Source organism: Kitasatospora sp. NPDC051164 (genome assembly GCF_044455625.1).
Taxonomy (GTDB): domain Bacteria; phylum Actinomycetota; class Actinomycetes; order Streptomycetales; family Streptomycetaceae; genus Kitasatospora.
Genome location: NZ_JBITFB010000021.1, coordinates 166,190 through 183,472, shown reverse-complemented (window position 1 = coordinate 183,472; position 17,283 = coordinate 166,190). Strand labels below are relative to the sequence as shown.

Below are 17,283 nucleotides of genomic sequence, written 5' to 3'. Positions count from 1 at the left end.
CCTCTGGCGGCGGGAGCTGTGACCCCGCCACCCGGCTATCGCACAACCCCCCCCGCCCGGGAGCCACGACCCCGGCGCCCCCCCGCCCCCGCCCCAGCGAGCGCGGCGGGCCCCTGGGCTACGGGGACTGGTCCTCGCGGCGACGGCGGTGCTCCCGCTCGATGCGGTCGAGAGCTGCCCGAAGGGCGGGCGAGGTCAGGTGCAGGGCACGGTTGTCGCGGCCGTCGAGCATGTGGTTCAGCCAGCGTTCGTACCAGGCCAGGAAGTCGGTGGCCGAGAAGACGTTGGGGCCCCAGAATCCGTCGGCGTTTCCGGTGACGACCCGGCCGGTCAGCGGGCCGGTGATGCCGAGGAGCAGCAGGTCGCTGCACCCGGCTTCGATGATGTTCAGGAACAGGTCGCCTGGGCGTGCCGGAGGGTCTGCGCAGGTGAACCCCCGAGGCGATCCGGCCTTCTCCAGGGGATTCATCGTGAACAGCCGGCACGACCGCAGCGGCAGGAGACCGTAGGAGGGCGCGGCGCCGCTGCCGCCGATGGTGGTCAGAAACTTGCGGTAGGCGATGGGTAGCCGGATGCCGTGATCGGCCTCGAACTCGGCCACACTGGCGGTGGGCAGTGGGGGAGCGAGGCGGAAACCGTGCTTCTCCTCGCCGAAGGAGTGGCTCCGGAGCGGGGCGTAGGGCACCTTGGCCAGCTTGCGTCGTATGCGGGTGACGCGGGAGTCCATGCGGATTCTTCTCTCTGGATCTCCCGCAATCTACCTGGTCGGGGAGACCCTCAGGTCGTGTAGTCCGCGTTGATCTTCACGTAGCCCTCGGTGAGGTCGCAGCCGTACACGGTGAACGTGCCGTCGGCGATGCCCAGGTCGACGCGGATGATCACCTCGTCGCCGCTCAGGTACCGGCCCGCCTGTTCGAGGAGTGCGTCGCTCGGCTCGTCGGGGTACATGGTGAGGTCGCCGAATCGGATGTGGACGGTGGCGGGGTCAATGTCGGTGTCGTCTTCGAGTTTGCCGATGGCCATCGCGATGCGGCCCCAGTTCGGGTCGGAGCCGTGGACGGCCGTCTTGACGAGCGGGGAGTTGACGACGGTCTTGCCGACGCGCTTGGCCTGCGCCGTGTCGCGGGCGCCGGTCACCTGGACCTCGATCAGTTTCGACGCGCCTTCGCCGTCCGAGGCGATGTCGCGGACGAGGTGCAGCGCACACTCGTACAGTGCCTGTTCGAAGGCAGCCGGGTCGACCGGGCCGGCGAGCCCGTTGGCGAAGATCGCGGCGGTGTCGCTGGTGGAGGTGTCGGTGTCGATGCTCAGCGCATTGAACGTCTTGTCCATCACGCGGCGGAAGAGGGCGTCGAGCTCGGCGGTGGGGATGTCCGCGTCGGTGAAGAAGAACGTCAGCAGGGTCGCCATGTTGGGTTCGATCATGCCGACGCCCTTGGCGATGCCGACGAGTACGGCGTCGCCGCAGCGCACGTGGACGTGCTTGGGGCGGGTGTCCGTCGTCATGATCGCCTTGGCGGCCGCCCGGTAGTCGGCCTCGGGGAACGGCCAGGTCATGGCGTTGAGTCCGGCACGGATGCTCTCCATGGGGTACGGGCGCCCGATCATGCCCGTGGAGCCGATGACGAGTTCGTCCGGCGAGACGCCGGCGATCTCGGCGACCCGGCGGCGTACTTCGGCGGCGTTCTCCGCCCCGGCCCGCCCGGTGGCGACGTTGGCGTTGCGGGCCAGGACGACCATTCCGCGGCTGTGGTGGAGTGTGGCTGCCGCGCGGCTGAGGATGACGCTCGGGCCGGCGAAGCGGGATTGGGTGAAGACGGCCGCCGATCGGCAGGGCACCTCGGAGATGATCGCCGCGAAGTCGTCCTCGACGTCCTTGAGGCCCAGGTTCGCCGTGATGGCCCGGAAGCCGCGCGGTGTTGCAGTCTGCATGGCCGGTCGGTCCTCTCTGCGTTCATTGAATGGATTTGCAGAGTACTGAATACATCAGTCATTGCGGCATGGTCAACGCCGTCTCAAGGCTCGCTGCTGAGTGCATGAATATGCGGGCGGTGCGGTAGTGCGCGCTGCTACTTGACGAGCCGGAACCCCGGCCGCTCCGCCCAGGCGCGCAGGAACCCGGCCGTGACCAGGGCGGTGTCCCACCCGTCGTCGGCGATGCCCAGCAGACCGGGGAGCCCTGCGATCACCGCCTCCTGCCCTCCAGCCAGTTCGGCCTTGCAGACGCCACCGATGACGTCCAGGACGGCGGCGGTCAGCAGGGCCGTGGCGACGTGGTCGATCCGACCGTTGCAGCCCGCGCTGACCTTGACGGCCTGCACCGGCCGGAAGCCGAGGAGGGCCTCGATCTCCTCCTCGTCCCCGTGCTCGGCCTCGAAGATGTGCTCGTCACCGGCGCCCGCCCCCATCAGGTAGACGTCGAACGGCCGGCGAAAGCCCTCGCGCTGCGGGTTGAAGCCCACCAGCGCCGCGAGCCGCCCCACCCGCCGGGCCCAGCGGGCGGCCGAGCCCGACGGATCGCCAGAAGCGCGGTCCCGATAGGATCCGGACCTTCGGAGGCACCACGATCGGAGCGCGCGATGGCGGAACAACCGCAGATACGCCTCGGCGGTGGCGAGGCCTGGGTGGAACTCGCCCGAACCGGCGGGGACAGCTGGCGGGTCACCGCCGACTGGTGCTCGACACTGACGGCCGACTACACCGCCTTCCTTCCCGACGGGGAGGCCGTTGACTTCGCCGCACGCGTGCTCTCCCACCTGTCGTCCGCCACTGCCTTCTCGGTCGCAGTGACCCTCGGCCGCAACAATCCGCTCAGCCTGCGCGGCATTCCTGTCGACGACGGGTTCGCGTTCTTCGCGTTCCTGACCCCCAACGGCGACGACACCGTGTGTCACCTGCAGCTGGAGGTCGACCCGATCGAGACGGCCGAGCTGCGCGACCTCTTCGAGAGGTTCCAGGCGTCCTTGATGCCGTGACCGGACGGGGTGGGGGCCGGTAGCTCGGCTTCGAGCGCAGGAGCCGATCGCTGATGACAGTTCATGACCTAGTCAGGAGAACTTCGGCAGCGACTTCGGTAGCGTCACCTCCGTGGACTTCTCGACCTGGCCGTCCCTCCTCGTCGTCGACACCGAGGGCAACGGCGCGACGCCGCCCGACCTGGTCGAACTCGCCGCCGTGCCCGTCGTCCGTGGGCGTGTCCACGCCGTCGCCACCAAGTCGGCCCTCGTCCGGCCGCCGGTCCCGATCAGCCCGATGGCCACCAGGGTCCACCGGATCACCGACTGGGACGTCGCCTCGGCCCCTGCCTGGCCGCAGATCGCCGAGCAGGTCCGTGCCGACCTCGACGGTCGGTGGATCGCCGCGCACAACGCCACCGTCGACCACCGTGTCCTCGCGCGACACCTGCCCGGCTGGTCGCCCGCCGGAGTGCTCGACACCCTCCGCCTCGCCCGGGCCCGCCGCCCCGACCTGCCGCGGCACACCCTCGACGCGCTGCTCGCCGCCCTGCCCGTCGACACCGCCGGGATCCCGGGCAGTCGGCACCGCGCGGCGTACGACGCCCACGCCGCCGCGCTGGTTCTGCTGCATCTTGCCGAGGGCTACGCCACCTGGGAGGAACTCGCCCGCGTCGCCGTTCCACCCCGGCTCCCGGGCCGCCCCGGCGGAGGGCAGGCACACACCCTGTGGTGACCGGCGACCGGCGACGGGTGGCGCATCGTCGCCGGCCTGCTTGCCGCCACTGTGCGGGGCACCCTGCCGGACGCCATGGCCTGGCACCCTGGGGCGCATCGAGTGGTCCGGGCTTCGCGGCCATGGGGGTGGTCGAACCCCTGGTCCACGGCTGGGACCTGGCCGGGGCCTTCGGGCTCGGCTGGCAGCCACCCGAGCACCTCGCGGGCTCGGCCGTGGCCGGGCTGTTCCCGGAGGCGCCGACCGGCCACGGCCATGCCGACACCCCTGCTGTGGTGCACCAGCTGTACCGCCCTCCCGGGCCACCCGCGCCGGCCGGCCGACGGGTGGACCTGGGACGGCCGAGTGCGCTGAGCCCTGGACGCCACCCGATCGACGGCGGCGGCCGCTTCGACCCCGGTGTAGCGCGGGGCCTTCGGCGCAGGGTGCGGTGGGTGTAGCCGGCGCCCATGGGCGAGGGAATGACGGCGATCGACGAGGGCGCGGACGAGGACGCGGTGGCGGGCACGGCAGGCATGGCAGGACCTCCTTCGGGCCACCCGGTGGCGGCCTCCGATGTCCCTCAGCGTGCCACCCCACCACGGCCGCCCGGCAGTTGCCGATCGGCACATTTCCGCAGCCTGCGGGCCGGTGAAGGGTGCCGATCGGCAGGGCCCCGGACTGTCCATACCTGGTCGGCCGCGCGCATGACCCGGCCCCGGCCGCTCTGCGGGGGTGCGGGCGACCGGGGCCGGGGGTTCAGGGGGACGCGTCAGCGTCGGTGCTGCGTCAGCGTGCTGCGTCAGTGCTGCAGGATCTCGGCCAGGTAGCCGCCGCAGCCGTTGGTGGTGTACATCGAGGAGACCCACCACCCGGCCGGGAGCGCCGAGTTGGCGCACACGTTGATGCCGTTGAAGAGGTTGTTGGTGATGATTTCGCCCAGGTGCCCGCCGCAGCCGTTGGTTTGGTATGCGGAGGTGATCACGTAGCCGGGCGGGATCGGCGAGTCGCCACAGGTGTTGATGCCCGGGAACGGCACGTTGATGACCTCGCCGAGGTGCCCGCCGCAGCTGTTGGTCTGGTACTCGGAGGTGATCACCCAGCCCGCCGGGACGGTGGAGTCGGCGCAGACGTTGATGCCGGGGAAGAGCTCGTTGCTGATGTACCCGCCCATGCGGCCGCCGCAGCTGTTCGTCTGCTGCTCGGACAGGATCACGTAGCCCGGCGGGATGGGGGAGTCCATACAGATGCCCATGCGCGAGGCGGCGATGTTGATCACGGCGACGAGGTGGCCGCCGCAGCCGTTGCCGGTCGACTCCGAGGTGATCACGTAACCGGCCGGGATCGGGGAGTCGCCGCAGATGTTGACGCCGTTGTACGGCGGCTGGACGGTGAGTTCCAGGTAGCCGCCGCAGCTGTTGCTCGTGCGCTCGGCGGTGATCACCTGGCCGGGCGGGACGGGCGAGTTGCCGCAGATCGTGGCGGCCGAGGCGGGAGCGGCGAACGCCACGAGCCCGCCCGCGAGGACGGTCAGTGCGGCGACGACGCGCCCGAGCCAGTGTGCGATGGGTTTCATGCGGTCTCCCGGAGGGGTGGACGGTTTCCCGGAGGATGGACGGGTTCCCGAAGGGGTGGACGGTTGGTCAGCCGGGTCAGCCGGGTCAGCCGGGTCAGCCGGGTCAGCCGGGTCAGCCGGGTCAGCCGGGTCAGCCGGGTCAGCCGGGTCAGCCGGGTCAGCCGGTTCGGGTGGACGGGGTTGGTGGTGCACCTGTGAGTCCGGCGGTCCCGGTGCGCCCACCACACTGGCGGGCCGGTCGGTCGTGGCCAACACCATCGGGACTCGGACAAACAATTACGGAAAACGATCAACCCCTGGTCACCAAGCGAGACGGTGCGGACAATCTCGTTCGGACAATCAATCGGCGCGAAGTCGCAGCACGGGGGAGGGCGCGGGTGGGCCGCAGACAACGGAGCCTGGACCCCGACGCGGGGCCGGTCGCGGAGTTCGCCCTGCGGCTGCGCACCCTGCGCGAGCGGGCCGGCACCCCGACCTTCGCCGCCATGAGCCGACGGGTCCACCGCTCGACGACGGTCCTCTCGGAGGCCGCCGGTGGGGTCGATCTGCCGACCTGGACCACGGTCGAGGCGTTCCTGGAAGCCTGCGGCGAGACCGACACCGCGCCGTGGCGCGAGCACTGGGAGCGCGTCCGCGACGCACTGGGGGAGCCCGTGCCCCCGTCCGACAGCCCTCCGGACGGACCGCCCGACAGCCCGGCAAGCAGCCGGCCCGACAGCCCTCCGGACGGCCGGCCCGACAGCCCGCCCGACGGTCCGGCCACCGTACGGCCGTACCGATCCGCGCGCCCTGCCCCGTTACCGTCCGCCCCGCGCTGGTGGTCCTCGCGCCCCGCCACCGCGGCCGCCGCACTCGTCGTCGGCCTCACCGCCGGTCTGCTGACGGGCCTCCAGCTCCCGCGCGGCACCCCGTCGGCCACGGCCGACCCGCAGTCCACGCCGTCCCGGGCGCTGCCGACCGTCGTGGTCGTCCCGCCGCCGGTACCCCCGCCCTGGCCGGCCGCCGGCTCCGGCTGCGACGCCCGCACCCACTGGGTCTACCAGTACGACCACGCCTACCAGGGCCAGGTCTACGCCCTGCTCGCCCGCCCCGACGGCAAGCCCGCCGACACCGCCGTCACCCTCACCTGGGGCGCCTGGCGCTGGCAGCATCCGGTGACCGTCCAACCCGGCACCCCGGCCCAGACCACCGGCGGCACTCTCCTCCTCTACACCAAACTCGACACCAGCCTGCGCGACCCCCTCGTCACCGTCGACACCGCCGACCCCGTCTGCGCTGCCTTCGGCACCGCCGGGCCGACCTCCGTCGCCCCTCTCAGCACCGTCGACGCCAACCAGGGCTGGACCGGCGCCGAACCCGCCGCCGACACCCCGGACGACCCGTCAGCCACCCCCGGGTAGGCGCGTCTCGAACTCCCGATCCGCACTCGCTCGGGCGATCGACCTCCGGGCGTCGTCCCCGTGGTGCGGGGCAGGCCCATGGGGTGCGCGGATCGTTCTGGTGCGCCGGGGACGGTGTGCGCTGCCGTGCGCCCGGCGGCGCCGTTGACGGTGCCCGTTCAGGTGCGTCAGGCTCGGCGGACCGTCGGGGGCGGGTGGCGTGTGGGTTCTGCCGTGCGTCCTGAGGCCGCCTCCGGCTCGGATGTTCACCGTGAACGCCCTGTCTGGAGGTACCGCCATGTCCATTCGCCGCCTCGCCGTCCCCGGAGCCGCCGTCGCCGCTCTGACGCTCGGCTCGCTGCTGTTCCCGGTCGCGGGCGCCCATGCCGCTCCGGCCGCCGACTCCTGCACCCAGAACTGGAGCGTCAGCTCCGCCGAGGGCTACGCGAACGGGAAGTGGTGCAACTACAACACCAAGGTCGTCGGGACGGTGCACGACACCAAGGCGGACGGCCGCTGTCCGTTCGTGCGCGGCAACCTGTCCAACGGAGGTGTCGTGGACAGCGATTGGGCGGGCGGCAAAGGCAAGTCCCGGGCCATCACCCTCTACGCCCCCTCGGGCACGCACTTCACCAGCGTCACGATGCGCTACATCGGCTGCTGACACTGGAACTGGCGGACGCAACGGGCCGCCGCGCCGGTTCCGTTGAACACCGTCAGTTCCACCAGAACGAGCAGCAGTTCTCGATGACGGGCTCCGGCGCGTAGTCGGTCAGGCTCTCGGTGCCCCGGAAGATGTTGTCGGGGCAGAACGCGACGTGCTCGGCCGCGACCGGCAGGGCCTCGTCCAGGTCGGCCGGCTGGGCCGTTGTGCTCAATCGCAGGACGTCGAAGCCGACTTGGACGAGGCGGGTGCCATGCCGCTGCTCAGCCACATGACCGGGGCGCTGTCGTCGCCGCAGGCCGGGACGATCAGCCGGCCCGGTGGCAGGGGCATGGACAGGGTGGACCGCTCGGCGGACCCGGCGGGGAACAGCGGGCGGAGGCCGGGTGGCAGTGGGGCGCGGTCGATCATGTGTCCGCGCTGGCGGCAGGGTCGGACAGTGCGCGCACGGAGGCACGCGGCTGTTCGGGGCAGCCGATCCCGTGGAGCACGGGCCGCGATAGTCGGGAGATCCTCTTCTATGACTTACCAAATCCCTTGCAGCACCCTTGTGTTGGCGATTTCGCCGTTGCTAGCTTCGCCGTGTGACCTTGCCCTACCGGTCCATTCTCGCGGAATTCCTGACGCCATCCGATCAAGCCGCCGGCTGGCGCGTACGCCACCTCGAGCCGTGGTGGACCGTGACCCCGCCGGGCCACCTGCCGCGCCGGCAGGGCTGGAAGCTCCACGTGTCGGCGACCCTGGCCTCGGCGCCGCAAGTGTTGGAGCGGGCCGGTCGGGTGCTCGTCACGCGCGGGTGCGCCTTCAAGTTCGCGGCCGGGCCGAGGGTCACGGCCGAACCGACCGGCACCCGGGCGCCTCGCGGGCAGTCCGGCAAGTTCCTCACCGCCTACCCTGCCGATGACGACCAACTCCAATTCATCGCCGAGGAGTTGCACGAGGCGACCGTCGGCCTGCCAGGCCCCGCGATCCTGTCCGACCGCCGCTACCGGCCGGACAGCGTGGTGCACTACCGCTACGGGTGCTTCGTCCGCTCCCGGGCGCTCAACGACGAGGGGTTCTACGAGGGCCGGCTGGTGGCGCCGGACGGGAGCCTCAGCACCGACCAGCGCAACCCCTGGTTCTCGCCGCCCCCTTGGGCCGAGGACCCGTTCGCCCGGCCGGAACCGGCGCCCGCCGTGCAGCCGGTCGTGCAGTCGGCCGTGCAGCCGGCCGAGGAGTCGGCGACGGCCGCGGAGTCCGCGACGGCCGCGCAGGCGACGCGGGCGGCCGCGCCCCGCCGCCGGGGCGAGCCGGTCCTGCTGGCCGGGCGGTGCCTGGTCAAGGAGGCGATCCGGCACTCCAATCGCGGTGGGGTCTACCGCGCCGAGGACACCCGCAGCGGCGAGACGGTCCTGCTCAAGGAGGCCCGGCCGCACGTCGGCGCCGACCCGGACGGCCGGGACGCCCGCGACCGGCTGCGCCACGAGGCGGCGATCCTGGACGAACTCGCGCCCCGGGGCATCACCCCCCGGGTGCGGGAGCTGTTCGAGTCCGGCGGGCACCTCTTCCTGGTCGAGGACCTGGTCCCGGGCCGGAACCTGCAGCAGTGGACCGCCGAGCACCTGGAGCGGGGCGACGGCCGGATCCCCGTCGCGGCGGCCCTCGGGCTCGCCCGCGCGCTCGTCCGGCTGATCGGGGAGGTGCACGCCGCCGGGCTGGTCCTGCGTGACTTCAAGCCCGGCAACGTCCTCGTGACCCCGGAGGAGCGGCCGGTCCTGGTCGACCTGGAGCTCGCGTCCGGTTCGGCTCCGACACCCACCCGGCGGGCACCCGCGGCTTCACCGACCCCGCGTACCTCGACCCCGCGTACCTCGGTGCCGCGGCACGACGGGGCGGTGGTCCCGCGCTCCGCCCGGCGCCCGCGCCCGGCCCCGAGGCGGACTGCTTCAGTCTCGGCGCGACCCTGCTGCACGTCACCAGCGGCATCAGCCCCGTACTCGCCGACGACGGCACACCGGCCCGGCCGCCCGGCGAACGGCTCGCCGCCCTGGTCGCCGCCGCCCTGGTCGCCGCCGCCCCGGACCTGCCCGCGCTGCACGCCCTTGCGCCCCTGGTCACCGGGCTCACGGCGGAGGCGCCACAGCGCTGGACACTGCCCCGCGCGGAGTCCTACCTGCACACCGGGCTGCACCCGGCCGGCCGCGAGCACCTCACCGAGCCGCCGACCGCCACGCGGCTGATCGAGGACGGCCTCGCCCACCTCGCCGCCACCATGACCCCCTCCGCCGAGTACCTCTGGCCGGCCCCGCGCTCCCTGCCGGACGGCGACCCCTGCAACGTGCAACTCGGCGCGGCCGGGGTGCTCGCCGTCCTCGCCCGGGCCGTCCGCTGCGGATTCGAGGGCGCCCGGCCCACGCTGCGCACGGCCGCCGACTGGCTGGACGGACGGCTCACCGAGCCCGGGCGGATCCTGCCCGGCCTCCACTTCGGCCGCTCCGGCACCGCCTGGGCCCTGCACGACGCCGCCACCGCCCTGGACGACCGGCGCCTCGCCGACCGCGCCCTCGCCTACGCCCTGCGCATCCCGCTCGACTCCGGCAGCACCGACGTGTGCCACGGCCTCGCCGGTGCCGGGCTCGCACAACTCCACCTGTGGCGCCGCACCGGCGACCGGCGCTTCGCCGACCGGGCCCAGGAGTGCGCGGACGGGCTGCTGCACCTGCTGAAATCCCGCACCGGGGTGGACTGGCCGCTCGGCCCGGAGTTCCGTGCCGAACTGGCCGGCTCCACCCACTACGGCTTCGCCCACGGCGTCGCGGGCAACGCGGCCTTCCTGCTGGCCGCCGGCCGCGACCTGCGGCAGCCCGAGCTGACCGACATCGCGCTCGGCGGCGGCGAGGCCCTGTGCGCGCTCACCGACTGGCGCGACGGCGCCGCGTACTGGCCCAAGGGCCCCGGCCGCATCGACCGTCCGGGCCTGAACTACTGGTGCCACGGCTCCTCGGGCATCGGCACCTTCCTGCTGAGGCTGGGGCAGGAGACCGGCGACCAGCGCCACCTCGCCCACGCCCAGGGCGCCGCCCTCGCCGTGCACCGCGACCGCCACCGCCTCGGCCCCGGCACCTGCCACGGCCTGGCGGGCAACGCCGAGCTGCTCCTCGACCTGGACGCCGCCACCGGCGACGACCGCCACCGGGCCCGGGCCGACGACCTCGTCCACGGCATCGCCCTGCGCGCCGCACGTCGCGACGGCCGGTACCTGATCCCCGACGACACCCTCCGCGAGGTCACCGCCGCCTACAACGTGGGCTACGGCGGAGTGCTCGACCTCCTGCTCCGCCGCAGCCACGGCGGCCCCCGATCGTGGCTGGTCGACCGGCCGGCCGCGGACCCGCACCACCACCCGAGCCCCGGAAAGGGGGAATGACGATGGAGAGCACCGTCCTGGAGCTGCAGGAACTGCCCGAGACCGAGGAGCAGCCGCTGGAGCCGATGATGTGCTGCGACACCGGCCACCGCAGCTACCTGCCCACCGAGATCTGTCTGAGCCCGGTCGACTGACGGTCGACCCCCGTGGTGCTGTGAGAACCGCCGACGGCGCCTCACAGCACCCACCACACACCGGGGGACCGAACACAGGGACTGAACGCAGGACCGAACGCAGGGACCGAAGGCAGGGACCGAAGGCAGGGACTGAACGCAGGAGGACCGAGCACAGGGGGCCCATGACCGGCGACGGCTGCGACACCCCCTGGGCCGTCCTGCTCGACGGCCCCACGGCGGACACGGCCCGGCAACTGGTCGACACCATCGCCGGCCGACCGCGCGCGACACCCCGGGCGGTCCGGCCCGACCTCGCGGCCGGCGGCGCGGGCCTCGCCCTCGCCTACCACCAGCTCGACCTCTGCCGCCCCGGCGAGGGCTGGCACGCGATGGCCGCCGGCCACCTGGAGGCGGCGGTCCGAGGCGCGGAACGGATGCGTGGACGGGCCCCGGGACTGCTCGGCGGCCTCGGCGGACTCGCCTTCGCGGCGGGTCGGCTCGGGTACCCGGACCTGTTCGGACCGGAGCGGTCGGGTGGTCCGGACACGCTCGGCGTGGACTGGCGCACCGTCGACCGGTACACCGTTGACCTGCGCACCGTCGACCGGTACACCGTTGACCTGCGCACCGTCGACCTGCACACCCTTGACCGTCGTCGCGCACTCGACCTGGGCTCCGGCCTGACCGGACTCGGCGCCGTCCTCCTCGACCACCCGGAAGACCCAGCCGCCGTCGCCCGGCTGGAGACGGTTCTGACCGTGCTCGGCCGTCAGGTGGCGGCGTTCCCGGGCGAGTCGCCAGGGATGGCGCACGGTCCGGCCGGTCCGCTGGCCCTGCTCGCGCTGGCGCTGTCGGCGGGCGTCGAGGTGCCGGGGCAGGTCGAGGCGGTCCACCGGGCGGTGGACCGCCTCCTGGTGCACCGCCGGGACGACGACTGGGGCCCGGACTGGGCCTTGGCCGAAGGCGCGGACCAGGCCTCGCACCAGGTCTCGCACCACGGCGCGGACCAGGCCTTGCACCAGGTCTCGCACCAGGCCTCGCGCCACGGCTCGGGCCCATCAGGCTCCGACCGGCAGCCTCTGCCCGCCTCCTGGTGCCACGGCGGTCCGGGCATCGCCCGAGCGCTCTGGCTGGCCGGCACCGCCCTCGACGACGCGACCCTGCGCGACCTCGGCCGCGAGACCCTGCTGGCCGCGCTGCGCCGTCCGCCCGAGCTGCGCCGGATCGACCTGCGGCCGGGGCTCTGTCCCGGCCTGGCCGGCCTGCTGCTGATCACCCTCCGCTTCGCCCGGGACACCGCGGACCCGGCCTTCCGACCGGCGGTCCGCGACGTGGCGGCCCGCCTGATCGACCTCTCGGGCGACCGGTACGGATCGGGCGGCTCGGCGGCTCCCGGGTTGCTCGACGGTGCCGCGGGCGTACTGCTGGCCCTGTTGGCGGCGTCGACGCCCGTACCGCCGGGTTGGGACCGGGCCCTCCTGCTCTCCTGACCGACGAGCGACAGGGCCCCGCCTGTCAGAGCCGCTCGGGCACCGGGTTGCCGACGGCCTCGATGGCGCGGCGGACCGGGACCTTGACGAGCACCGCGAAGCCGATCACGAAGAACACCAGCAGCGAGATGATTGCCGACCGGTAGCTGCCGGTGAGCTGGTACGCGAGGCCGAACACCAGCGGTCCCATCCAGCTGGTGCCGCGGTCGCTGACCTTGTAGACGCTGAAGTACTCGGCCTCCCGCCCGGCCGGGATGAGGTGGGAGAAGAGCGAGCGGGAGAGTGCCTGGCTGCCACCGAGCACCAGGCCGATCATGCAGGCCAGGGCGTAGAACCAGGCGGGCTGGTGGGCGGGCATGAAGTACCCGAGGGCGAGGGTGACGACCCAGCCGACGAGGGAGCCGAGAATGGTCCGCTTGGCGCCGTACCGCTGGGCGATCCGGCCGAGCAGCAGGGCGCCGCAGATCGCCACGACCTGGACCAGGAGCACGGCGGTGACCAGAGAGGTCTGTTCCATGCCGAGTTCCTCGCTGCCGTAGAGCGAGGCCTGGGAGACGACGGTCTGGATGCCGTCGTTGTAGCAGAGGAAGGCGGCGAGGTAGAGCAGCGTGAGCGGGTGCTTGCGCATGCCCTTGAGGGTGCGGCCGAGTTCGCGCAGACTGCCCGCGGCGGGCTCGTCGGCCTTCTCGGCGGCCCTGGCCGCGGCCCGTTCGGGTGTCACCCCGGCCCGGGAGGGCAGCCGCAGCAGCGGGACGATCGTGAACAGCGCCCACCACAGCCCGGCCGAGGCCAGGCAGATCCGCACGGCGGTGCCGGAGGACAGGCCGAGCGCGTCGTGGCCCTCGAACAGCGCCAGGTTGGCGATCAGCAGCAGCCCGCCGCCCGCGTAGCCGTACGCCCAGCCCTTGGAGGAGACCGCGTCGCGCTCGTTCGGGGCGGCGAGGCCGGGGAGGTAGGCGTAGGACAGTGCGACCGACACCGCGTACGCGATGTTGGCGACGACCAGCAGCGCGCCACCGAGCAGGTAGCGGTCGCCGTCGAGGAAGAACATGCCCATGGTGGCGAGCGCGCCGACGTACGCGAAGCCGCACATCAGCTCCTTGTGCCGCCCGGTGCGGTCCGCGACCGTGCCGGTGAGCAGCATCACCGCGACCGAGAGCAGCACGGAGAAGGAGACCGTGTACGGGAAGTACGAGCCCGCGCGTATCGACAGGCCGAGCGGGTGCACGTCGCCGGACGCGTCGGCGGCGTTCTTGGCCACCGTGGTGAGGTACGGCCCGAGGAATACCGTCAGGACGGTCGCCGAGAAGGCGGCGTTGGCCCAGTCGTTGATGTACCAGCCGAACTGCATCCGCCGCAGCGCCTGTCCGTCGGCGGCCGTGGCGGCCGTGGCGGCGGTGGCGGCGGTGGCGGTTGCCGGGGAATCGGCCTGGCCGGCTGCCGGGGCACCTGCCTGGCCGGTCTCCGGGGCGGTCGGTGGATCGTCCGGCGGGTGCGTCGCGGAGTTCGTGGTGCTCATGGGGTCCCCATCACCGTGCTGGAGCCGGTACTGCCGTCCGTCCAGCAGCCGCGCTCGCCGAGGACGTCCCGCAGGACGTCGATGCGATCGGCCATGATGCCATCCACACCGAGGTCGAGGAGAGCCCTGATCCGTGTGGGATCGTCCACAGTCCAGACGTGGACCTGCAGGCCGAGGCGGTGGGCGGCCCGGACGAAGGCCCGGTCGACCACCCGCACGCCCCGGTGCCGCTCGGGCACCTGCGCGCACACTCCGGCGAACGGCGCCCCGCCCCCCCGCACCAGCGGCCCGGCGAGCGAGCGCAGCCGCAGCCGGGCCACCTCGCGCGGGCCGAGCGAGGTGGCCAGCCGGGGGCCGGCGGCGGCGCGGACGGCGGCCAGCCGGCTGTCGGAGAAGCCGCCGACGCAGACCCGGTCCCAGGCATCGGTCCGGCGGACCGCCTCGACCAGCGGCGCGATGGCCGGCACCGCCTTGACGTCGATGTTGAAGCGGGCCTCGGGGAACGCACCGAGCAGGTCCTCCAGCAGTGGCACCGGCTCGGTCCCCCCGATCCGGGCCTGCCTGACGCTCTCCCAGGGCAGCTCCGCCACCGCCCCCGTGCGGTCGGTGACCCGGTCGAGCCGGGAGTCGTGGAACGCCACCAGGACGCCGTCCCCGGTGGCGTGCACATCCGTCTCCAGGTAGCGGTACCCGAGCGCGACGGCGGCCTCGAAGGCCGCCAGCGAGTTCTCGGGATGCCCGAGGTCGCCGCCCCGGTGTGCGAAGGCCAGCGGCCCCGGATGGTCGAGGAAGGCGTGCATGTCGTGCTCCGAGCTGCTGGAAGAGGAGGCCGCGCCGCCCGCTCCACCGCCGTCCCGGGCCGCGCGCGTTACAGTATTACGCACCCTGTCAAGCAGTAATGCCCGCCCGCTCCTGCCCGCCTCGGAGCGGCGCTCGAGGCGCTTTACGGACAGTTCGCGGCCTGACCGATCCCTTGCGGGCCCGCCAATATGGTGCTGGACATGACAGGGTGTCGGATGGGGCCGCCTTCGACGCCGGAGGTCGTGCAGGAATCAACATTTCGGGCGTATTTCAAGCCCTTCGATCGGCCGGATGTCTTTATCTTGTGACCCCTGCCACAGTTCGACGTGCAGTCATGCTTTCCGCGGCGAAGTGTTTGTGGCCGAAACAACGCGCAGTGGCTTGATCTCGCCTGACTATTCGTCAGAAGTTCGGATTTGATGGCAGTGTGTGTTTAGCCGTACCACCTTCTGACCTGGTGCACACCGATCGTGTACACGATGACGAATGGCTGAACTGTGCGCATGACCCGTTCGGATCGCAACGAAGCGACCACGCGGACCCGCCTCGCTGGCGAAAAGCTCACCATCCAGGAGTTCTCCCAGCTCGCCGGCAACGTCGGCGGCTACCCCTATGTGAAGATCGTGTTCGACCGCACCGACGAGGTGCTCCACTTCATCGACAGCGCGGACGGAACTCTCCATGTCCGCTACATCGCGTGCGAGATACTCGGCATGTCGATCGACGAACTCGCCCGCGGGCTTGATTCGTTCAATGACGATGTCTACCGGAATCCGGGCCGCCGTTTCTATCTCGGCACCCTCGCCCTGCACACCCGCAGCGGTACGCAGGAGAGCAGTACGCAGCAGAGCAGTACGCAGGAGAACAGCCGAGCAGTCGGCCCCTTCCTGTCCCTGGAGACCGTCGACGTCGACACCATGTCCCAGGACATGCTGCGCTTCTTCTACCACCGGGTGCGCGACCACATCGACCCGTCGCTGCCGCTGCTCCTCAAGCCGGCCAACCACCGGCAGGAGGGCTACGTCGCCGGGATCCCGGAGACCGAGATACCGCGCGTCCTGTCCCACGAGCTCTACTCCACGGCCGCGTTCGTGCCGCTGAACACCGGGGAGGCCCACGGGCGGCTGCGGGTGTTCCGCTCGGAGGAGGAGTACCGGGCCGACGTCGAGCCGCTGCGGTGGCACGACATCGTGGTGATGCCCCGGGTCCCGGAGGACGTCCCCCGGGTGTCCGGCATCATCCACACCGAGCACACCACCCCGCTCTCCCACATCAACGTGATGGCCACCGGGTGGCGGATCCCCAATTCGGTCGGCATCGGAGCCGCCGACCGGATCGAACGGGCCGGGCTCGCCGGTGAATGGGTCCGCTACCGGGTCGACGCCGACGGCACCGACCTCCACCTCGAACCCGCGCCACCGCGCCCCGACGGCGACCGGCCGACGCCGGCGTCGCAGGCCGAACGCGTCACCGTGGACCGGCCCGACCTCACGCCCACCCCCATCACCCCGCTGACCGAACTGCGCGCAGGCGACCACGTCCGGTTCGGCACCAAGGCCGCCAACCTCGGCGAACTCACCCACCTGCTGCAGCACGGCTCACCGCGCTGGCTCGGCTTCTACCGCGTGCCGCGCCCGCCCCGGGACAACCTGCTGCGCTACCTCGCCCGGCAACTCGGCCTCCCCGAGGACGCGGACGACACCGAACTGACCGAGTCGGCGCTACGCCTGGTCAAGGAGCACGCCCAGGTGCCGCGCGGCATCGTGCTGCCGTTCTCCCTCCAGCAGCGCTTCCTCGACTCCTCGACGGAGCTCCGGAACGCCCTCGACCGGCTCGACTCCGCGCTCCGGCACGGTACTTCGGCAGCCGACGAGCTGTGCCTCGAGGCGCAGCGGCTGATCCGCACCACCCCGCTGCCCGACCCGATCCGCACCGAGATCGACCGGGCGCTCGACCGGCACCTGTACGGCGCATCCGAGCTTGTCGTCCGCAGTTCCTCCAACGCCGAGGACCTGTCCGGCTTCTCCGCCGCCGGACTCTACGAGTCGGTCGCGCACGTCAGCGGCACGGACGCGGTCCTCGACGCGGTCCGGGAGGTGTGGGCCTCGCTGGTGTCGCCGCGCGCCGTACGGCTGCGGCACCAGGCGGGTATCCCGCTGGAACACTGCCGGATGGCGGTGGTCGTCCAGGAGCAGGTCGGCGCCACCGTCGGCGGCGTCCTCGTCACCTGCAACCCGCTGAGCCCGCAGGACTTCCGCAGTGTCTACCTCAACATCTCGCCGCGCTCGGTGACCGAGGTGGTCACCGGCGAGGGCGCCCCGCTCCAGTACCTCTGCAACACCATGGAGGGCGGCAGTCGTACGGTCTCGCTGGGCACCGCCGCCACCGACCTGGACGCCGCGACCAAGGACCTCGTGGGCCGGCTCGCCCTGATCAGCCGACTGCTGCAGTCGCACTTCTCGCCCGACGAGAGCTACGCCGACCCGGTCGACATCGAGTGGGCGATCGAGGGCGACCAGATCAACCTGCTGCAGCTGCGCCCCTTCCACACCGCCGGCTGACACCGCCGGCTTGACACCGGCCGCGAACGACGTGGCCGTGCGCGATGCGGCCGCGAACGACGCCGCCGTGTGCGGCGCGGCCGTGCGCGACCACGCTCG

Annotated in this window: 19 protein-coding genes; 11 read left to right on the top strand and 8 right to left on the bottom strand. The window is 72.4% G+C overall.

The annotated features are described in order from the left end of the window. Positions 1 to 118: 118 nt before the first annotated feature. From ACIBEC_RS29440 to ACIBEC_RS29430, 3 genes are all read right to left on the bottom strand, one after another. Complete coding sequence (locus tag ACIBEC_RS29440) at positions 119 to 727, bottom strand: SMI1/KNR4 family protein (protein WP_360498849.1); 609 nt, start codon at positions 725 to 727, stop codon at positions 119 to 121. 50 nt (positions 728 to 777) lie between these two features. Then, positions 778 to 1,932, bottom strand: coding sequence for a bifunctional glutamate N-acetyltransferase/amino-acid acetyltransferase ArgJ (gene argJ, locus ACIBEC_RS29435; RefSeq protein ID WP_360498851.1), 1,155 nt, complete (start codon positions 1,930 to 1,932; stop codon positions 778 to 780). Positions 1,933 to 2,069: 137 nt separating this feature from the next. Then, on the bottom strand, positions 2,070 to 2,483 hold the full coding sequence (locus tag ACIBEC_RS29430; RefSeq protein ID WP_360498853.1) for a DUF6368 family protein: 414 nt from the start codon (positions 2,481 to 2,483) through the stop codon (positions 2,070 to 2,072). A gap of 96 nt (positions 2,484 to 2,579) precedes the next feature. Here ACIBEC_RS29430 and ACIBEC_RS29425 point away from each other — a divergent pair, with 96 nt between their 5' ends. The 3 genes from ACIBEC_RS29425 (at position 2,580) to ACIBEC_RS29415 (ending at position 4,130) form a co-directional block, all read left to right on the top strand. Continuing rightward, complete coding sequence (locus tag ACIBEC_RS29425) at positions 2,580 to 2,975, top strand: hypothetical protein (protein ID WP_360498855.1); 396 nt, start codon at positions 2,580 to 2,582, stop codon at positions 2,973 to 2,975. Positions 2,976 to 3,087: 112 nt separating this feature from the next. Beyond that, positions 3,088 to 3,690, top strand: coding sequence for a 3'-5' exonuclease (locus ACIBEC_RS29420; protein WP_360498857.1), 603 nt, complete (start codon positions 3,088 to 3,090; stop codon positions 3,688 to 3,690). A gap of 122 nt (positions 3,691 to 3,812) precedes the next feature. Then, a complete protein-coding gene (locus tag ACIBEC_RS29415) occupies positions 3,813 to 4,130 on the top strand; it encodes a hypothetical protein (protein ID WP_360498859.1) in 318 nt (105 codons plus the stop codon). Between the two features lie 341 nt (positions 4,131 to 4,471). Here ACIBEC_RS29415 and ACIBEC_RS29410 read toward each other — a convergent pair whose 3' ends face one another. Beyond that, positions 4,472 to 5,245: a hypothetical protein gene (locus ACIBEC_RS29410; RefSeq protein WP_360498861.1), complete on the bottom strand. Its 774-nt coding sequence runs from the start codon at positions 5,243 to 5,245 to the stop codon at positions 4,472 to 4,474. Between the two features lie 63 nt (positions 5,246 to 5,308). Between ACIBEC_RS29410 and ACIBEC_RS29405 the strand changes: the two genes are divergently transcribed. From ACIBEC_RS29405 to ACIBEC_RS29395, 3 genes are all read left to right on the top strand, one after another. Continuing rightward, positions 5,309 to 5,443: a hypothetical protein gene (locus tag ACIBEC_RS29405; protein WP_360498863.1), complete on the top strand. Its 135-nt coding sequence runs from the start codon at positions 5,309 to 5,311 to the stop codon at positions 5,441 to 5,443. 179 nt (positions 5,444 to 5,622) lie between these two features. Then, a complete protein-coding gene (locus ACIBEC_RS29400) occupies positions 5,623 to 6,645 on the top strand; it encodes a helix-turn-helix transcriptional regulator (RefSeq protein WP_360498865.1) in 1,023 nt (340 codons plus the stop codon). 277 nt (positions 6,646 to 6,922) lie between these two features. Beyond that, positions 6,923 to 7,288, top strand: a complete 366-nt coding sequence (locus ACIBEC_RS29395; protein WP_360498867.1) for a hypothetical protein — start codon at positions 6,923 to 6,925, stop codon at positions 7,286 to 7,288. A 52-nt stretch (positions 7,289 to 7,340) separates the two neighbouring features. Here the strand turns inward: ACIBEC_RS29395 and ACIBEC_RS29390 are convergent, their stop codons facing one another. Continuing rightward, complete coding sequence (locus tag ACIBEC_RS29390) at positions 7,341 to 7,502, bottom strand: DUF4253 domain-containing protein (RefSeq protein ID WP_360498869.1); 162 nt, start codon at positions 7,500 to 7,502, stop codon at positions 7,341 to 7,343. Continuing rightward, the gene (locus tag ACIBEC_RS29385; protein WP_360498871.1) at positions 7,499 to 7,699 is read right to left on the bottom strand and encodes a hypothetical protein; all 201 of its coding nucleotides are present in this window, start codon (positions 7,697 to 7,699) and stop codon (positions 7,499 to 7,501) included. The genes ACIBEC_RS29390 and ACIBEC_RS29385 overlap by 4 nt, the downstream gene beginning before the upstream one ends. Positions 7,700 to 7,872: 173 nt before the next feature. Between ACIBEC_RS29385 and ACIBEC_RS29380 the strand changes: the two genes are divergently transcribed. The 4 genes from ACIBEC_RS29380 to ACIBEC_RS29365 all read left to right on the top strand — a co-directional run bounded on the left by ACIBEC_RS29380 (position 7,873) and on the right by ACIBEC_RS29365 (position 12,303). Continuing rightward, positions 7,873 to 9,510, top strand: coding sequence for a hypothetical protein (locus ACIBEC_RS29380; RefSeq protein ID WP_360498873.1), 1,638 nt, complete (start codon positions 7,873 to 7,875; stop codon positions 9,508 to 9,510). A gap of 32 nt (positions 9,511 to 9,542) precedes the next feature. Beyond that, positions 9,543 to 10,697, top strand: coding sequence for a lanthionine synthetase LanC family protein (locus ACIBEC_RS29375; RefSeq protein ID WP_360498875.1), 1,155 nt, complete (start codon positions 9,543 to 9,545; stop codon positions 10,695 to 10,697). Between the two features lie 2 nt (positions 10,698 to 10,699). Continuing rightward, positions 10,700 to 10,831, top strand: a complete 132-nt coding sequence (locus ACIBEC_RS29370; RefSeq protein WP_360498877.1) for a hypothetical protein — start codon at positions 10,700 to 10,702, stop codon at positions 10,829 to 10,831. A gap of 164 nt (positions 10,832 to 10,995) precedes the next feature. Further along, positions 10,996 to 12,303: a lanthionine synthetase LanC family protein gene (locus tag ACIBEC_RS29365; protein WP_360498879.1), complete on the top strand. Its 1,308-nt coding sequence runs from the start codon at positions 10,996 to 10,998 to the stop codon at positions 12,301 to 12,303. 25 nt (positions 12,304 to 12,328) lie between these two features. On the opposite strand, the gene ACIBEC_RS29360 is transcribed toward ACIBEC_RS29365, so the two are convergent. Together ACIBEC_RS29360 and ACIBEC_RS29355 are read right to left on the bottom strand one after the other, a co-directional pair. Next, on the bottom strand, positions 12,329 to 13,654 hold the full coding sequence (locus tag ACIBEC_RS29360) for an MFS transporter (protein ID WP_360499065.1): 1,326 nt from the start codon (positions 13,652 to 13,654) through the stop codon (positions 12,329 to 12,331). Between the two features lie 164 nt (positions 13,655 to 13,818). Next, positions 13,819 to 14,622, bottom strand: coding sequence for a glycerophosphodiester phosphodiesterase (locus ACIBEC_RS29355; RefSeq protein ID WP_360498881.1), 804 nt, complete (start codon positions 14,620 to 14,622; stop codon positions 13,819 to 13,821). Positions 14,623 to 15,126: 504 nt separating this feature from the next. Between ACIBEC_RS29355 and ACIBEC_RS29350 the strand changes: the two genes are divergently transcribed. Next, on the top strand, positions 15,127 to 17,184 hold the full coding sequence (locus ACIBEC_RS29350; RefSeq protein WP_360498883.1) for a PEP/pyruvate-binding domain-containing protein: 2,058 nt from the start codon (positions 15,127 to 15,129) through the stop codon (positions 17,182 to 17,184). Positions 17,185 to 17,283 lie beyond the last annotated feature (99 nt).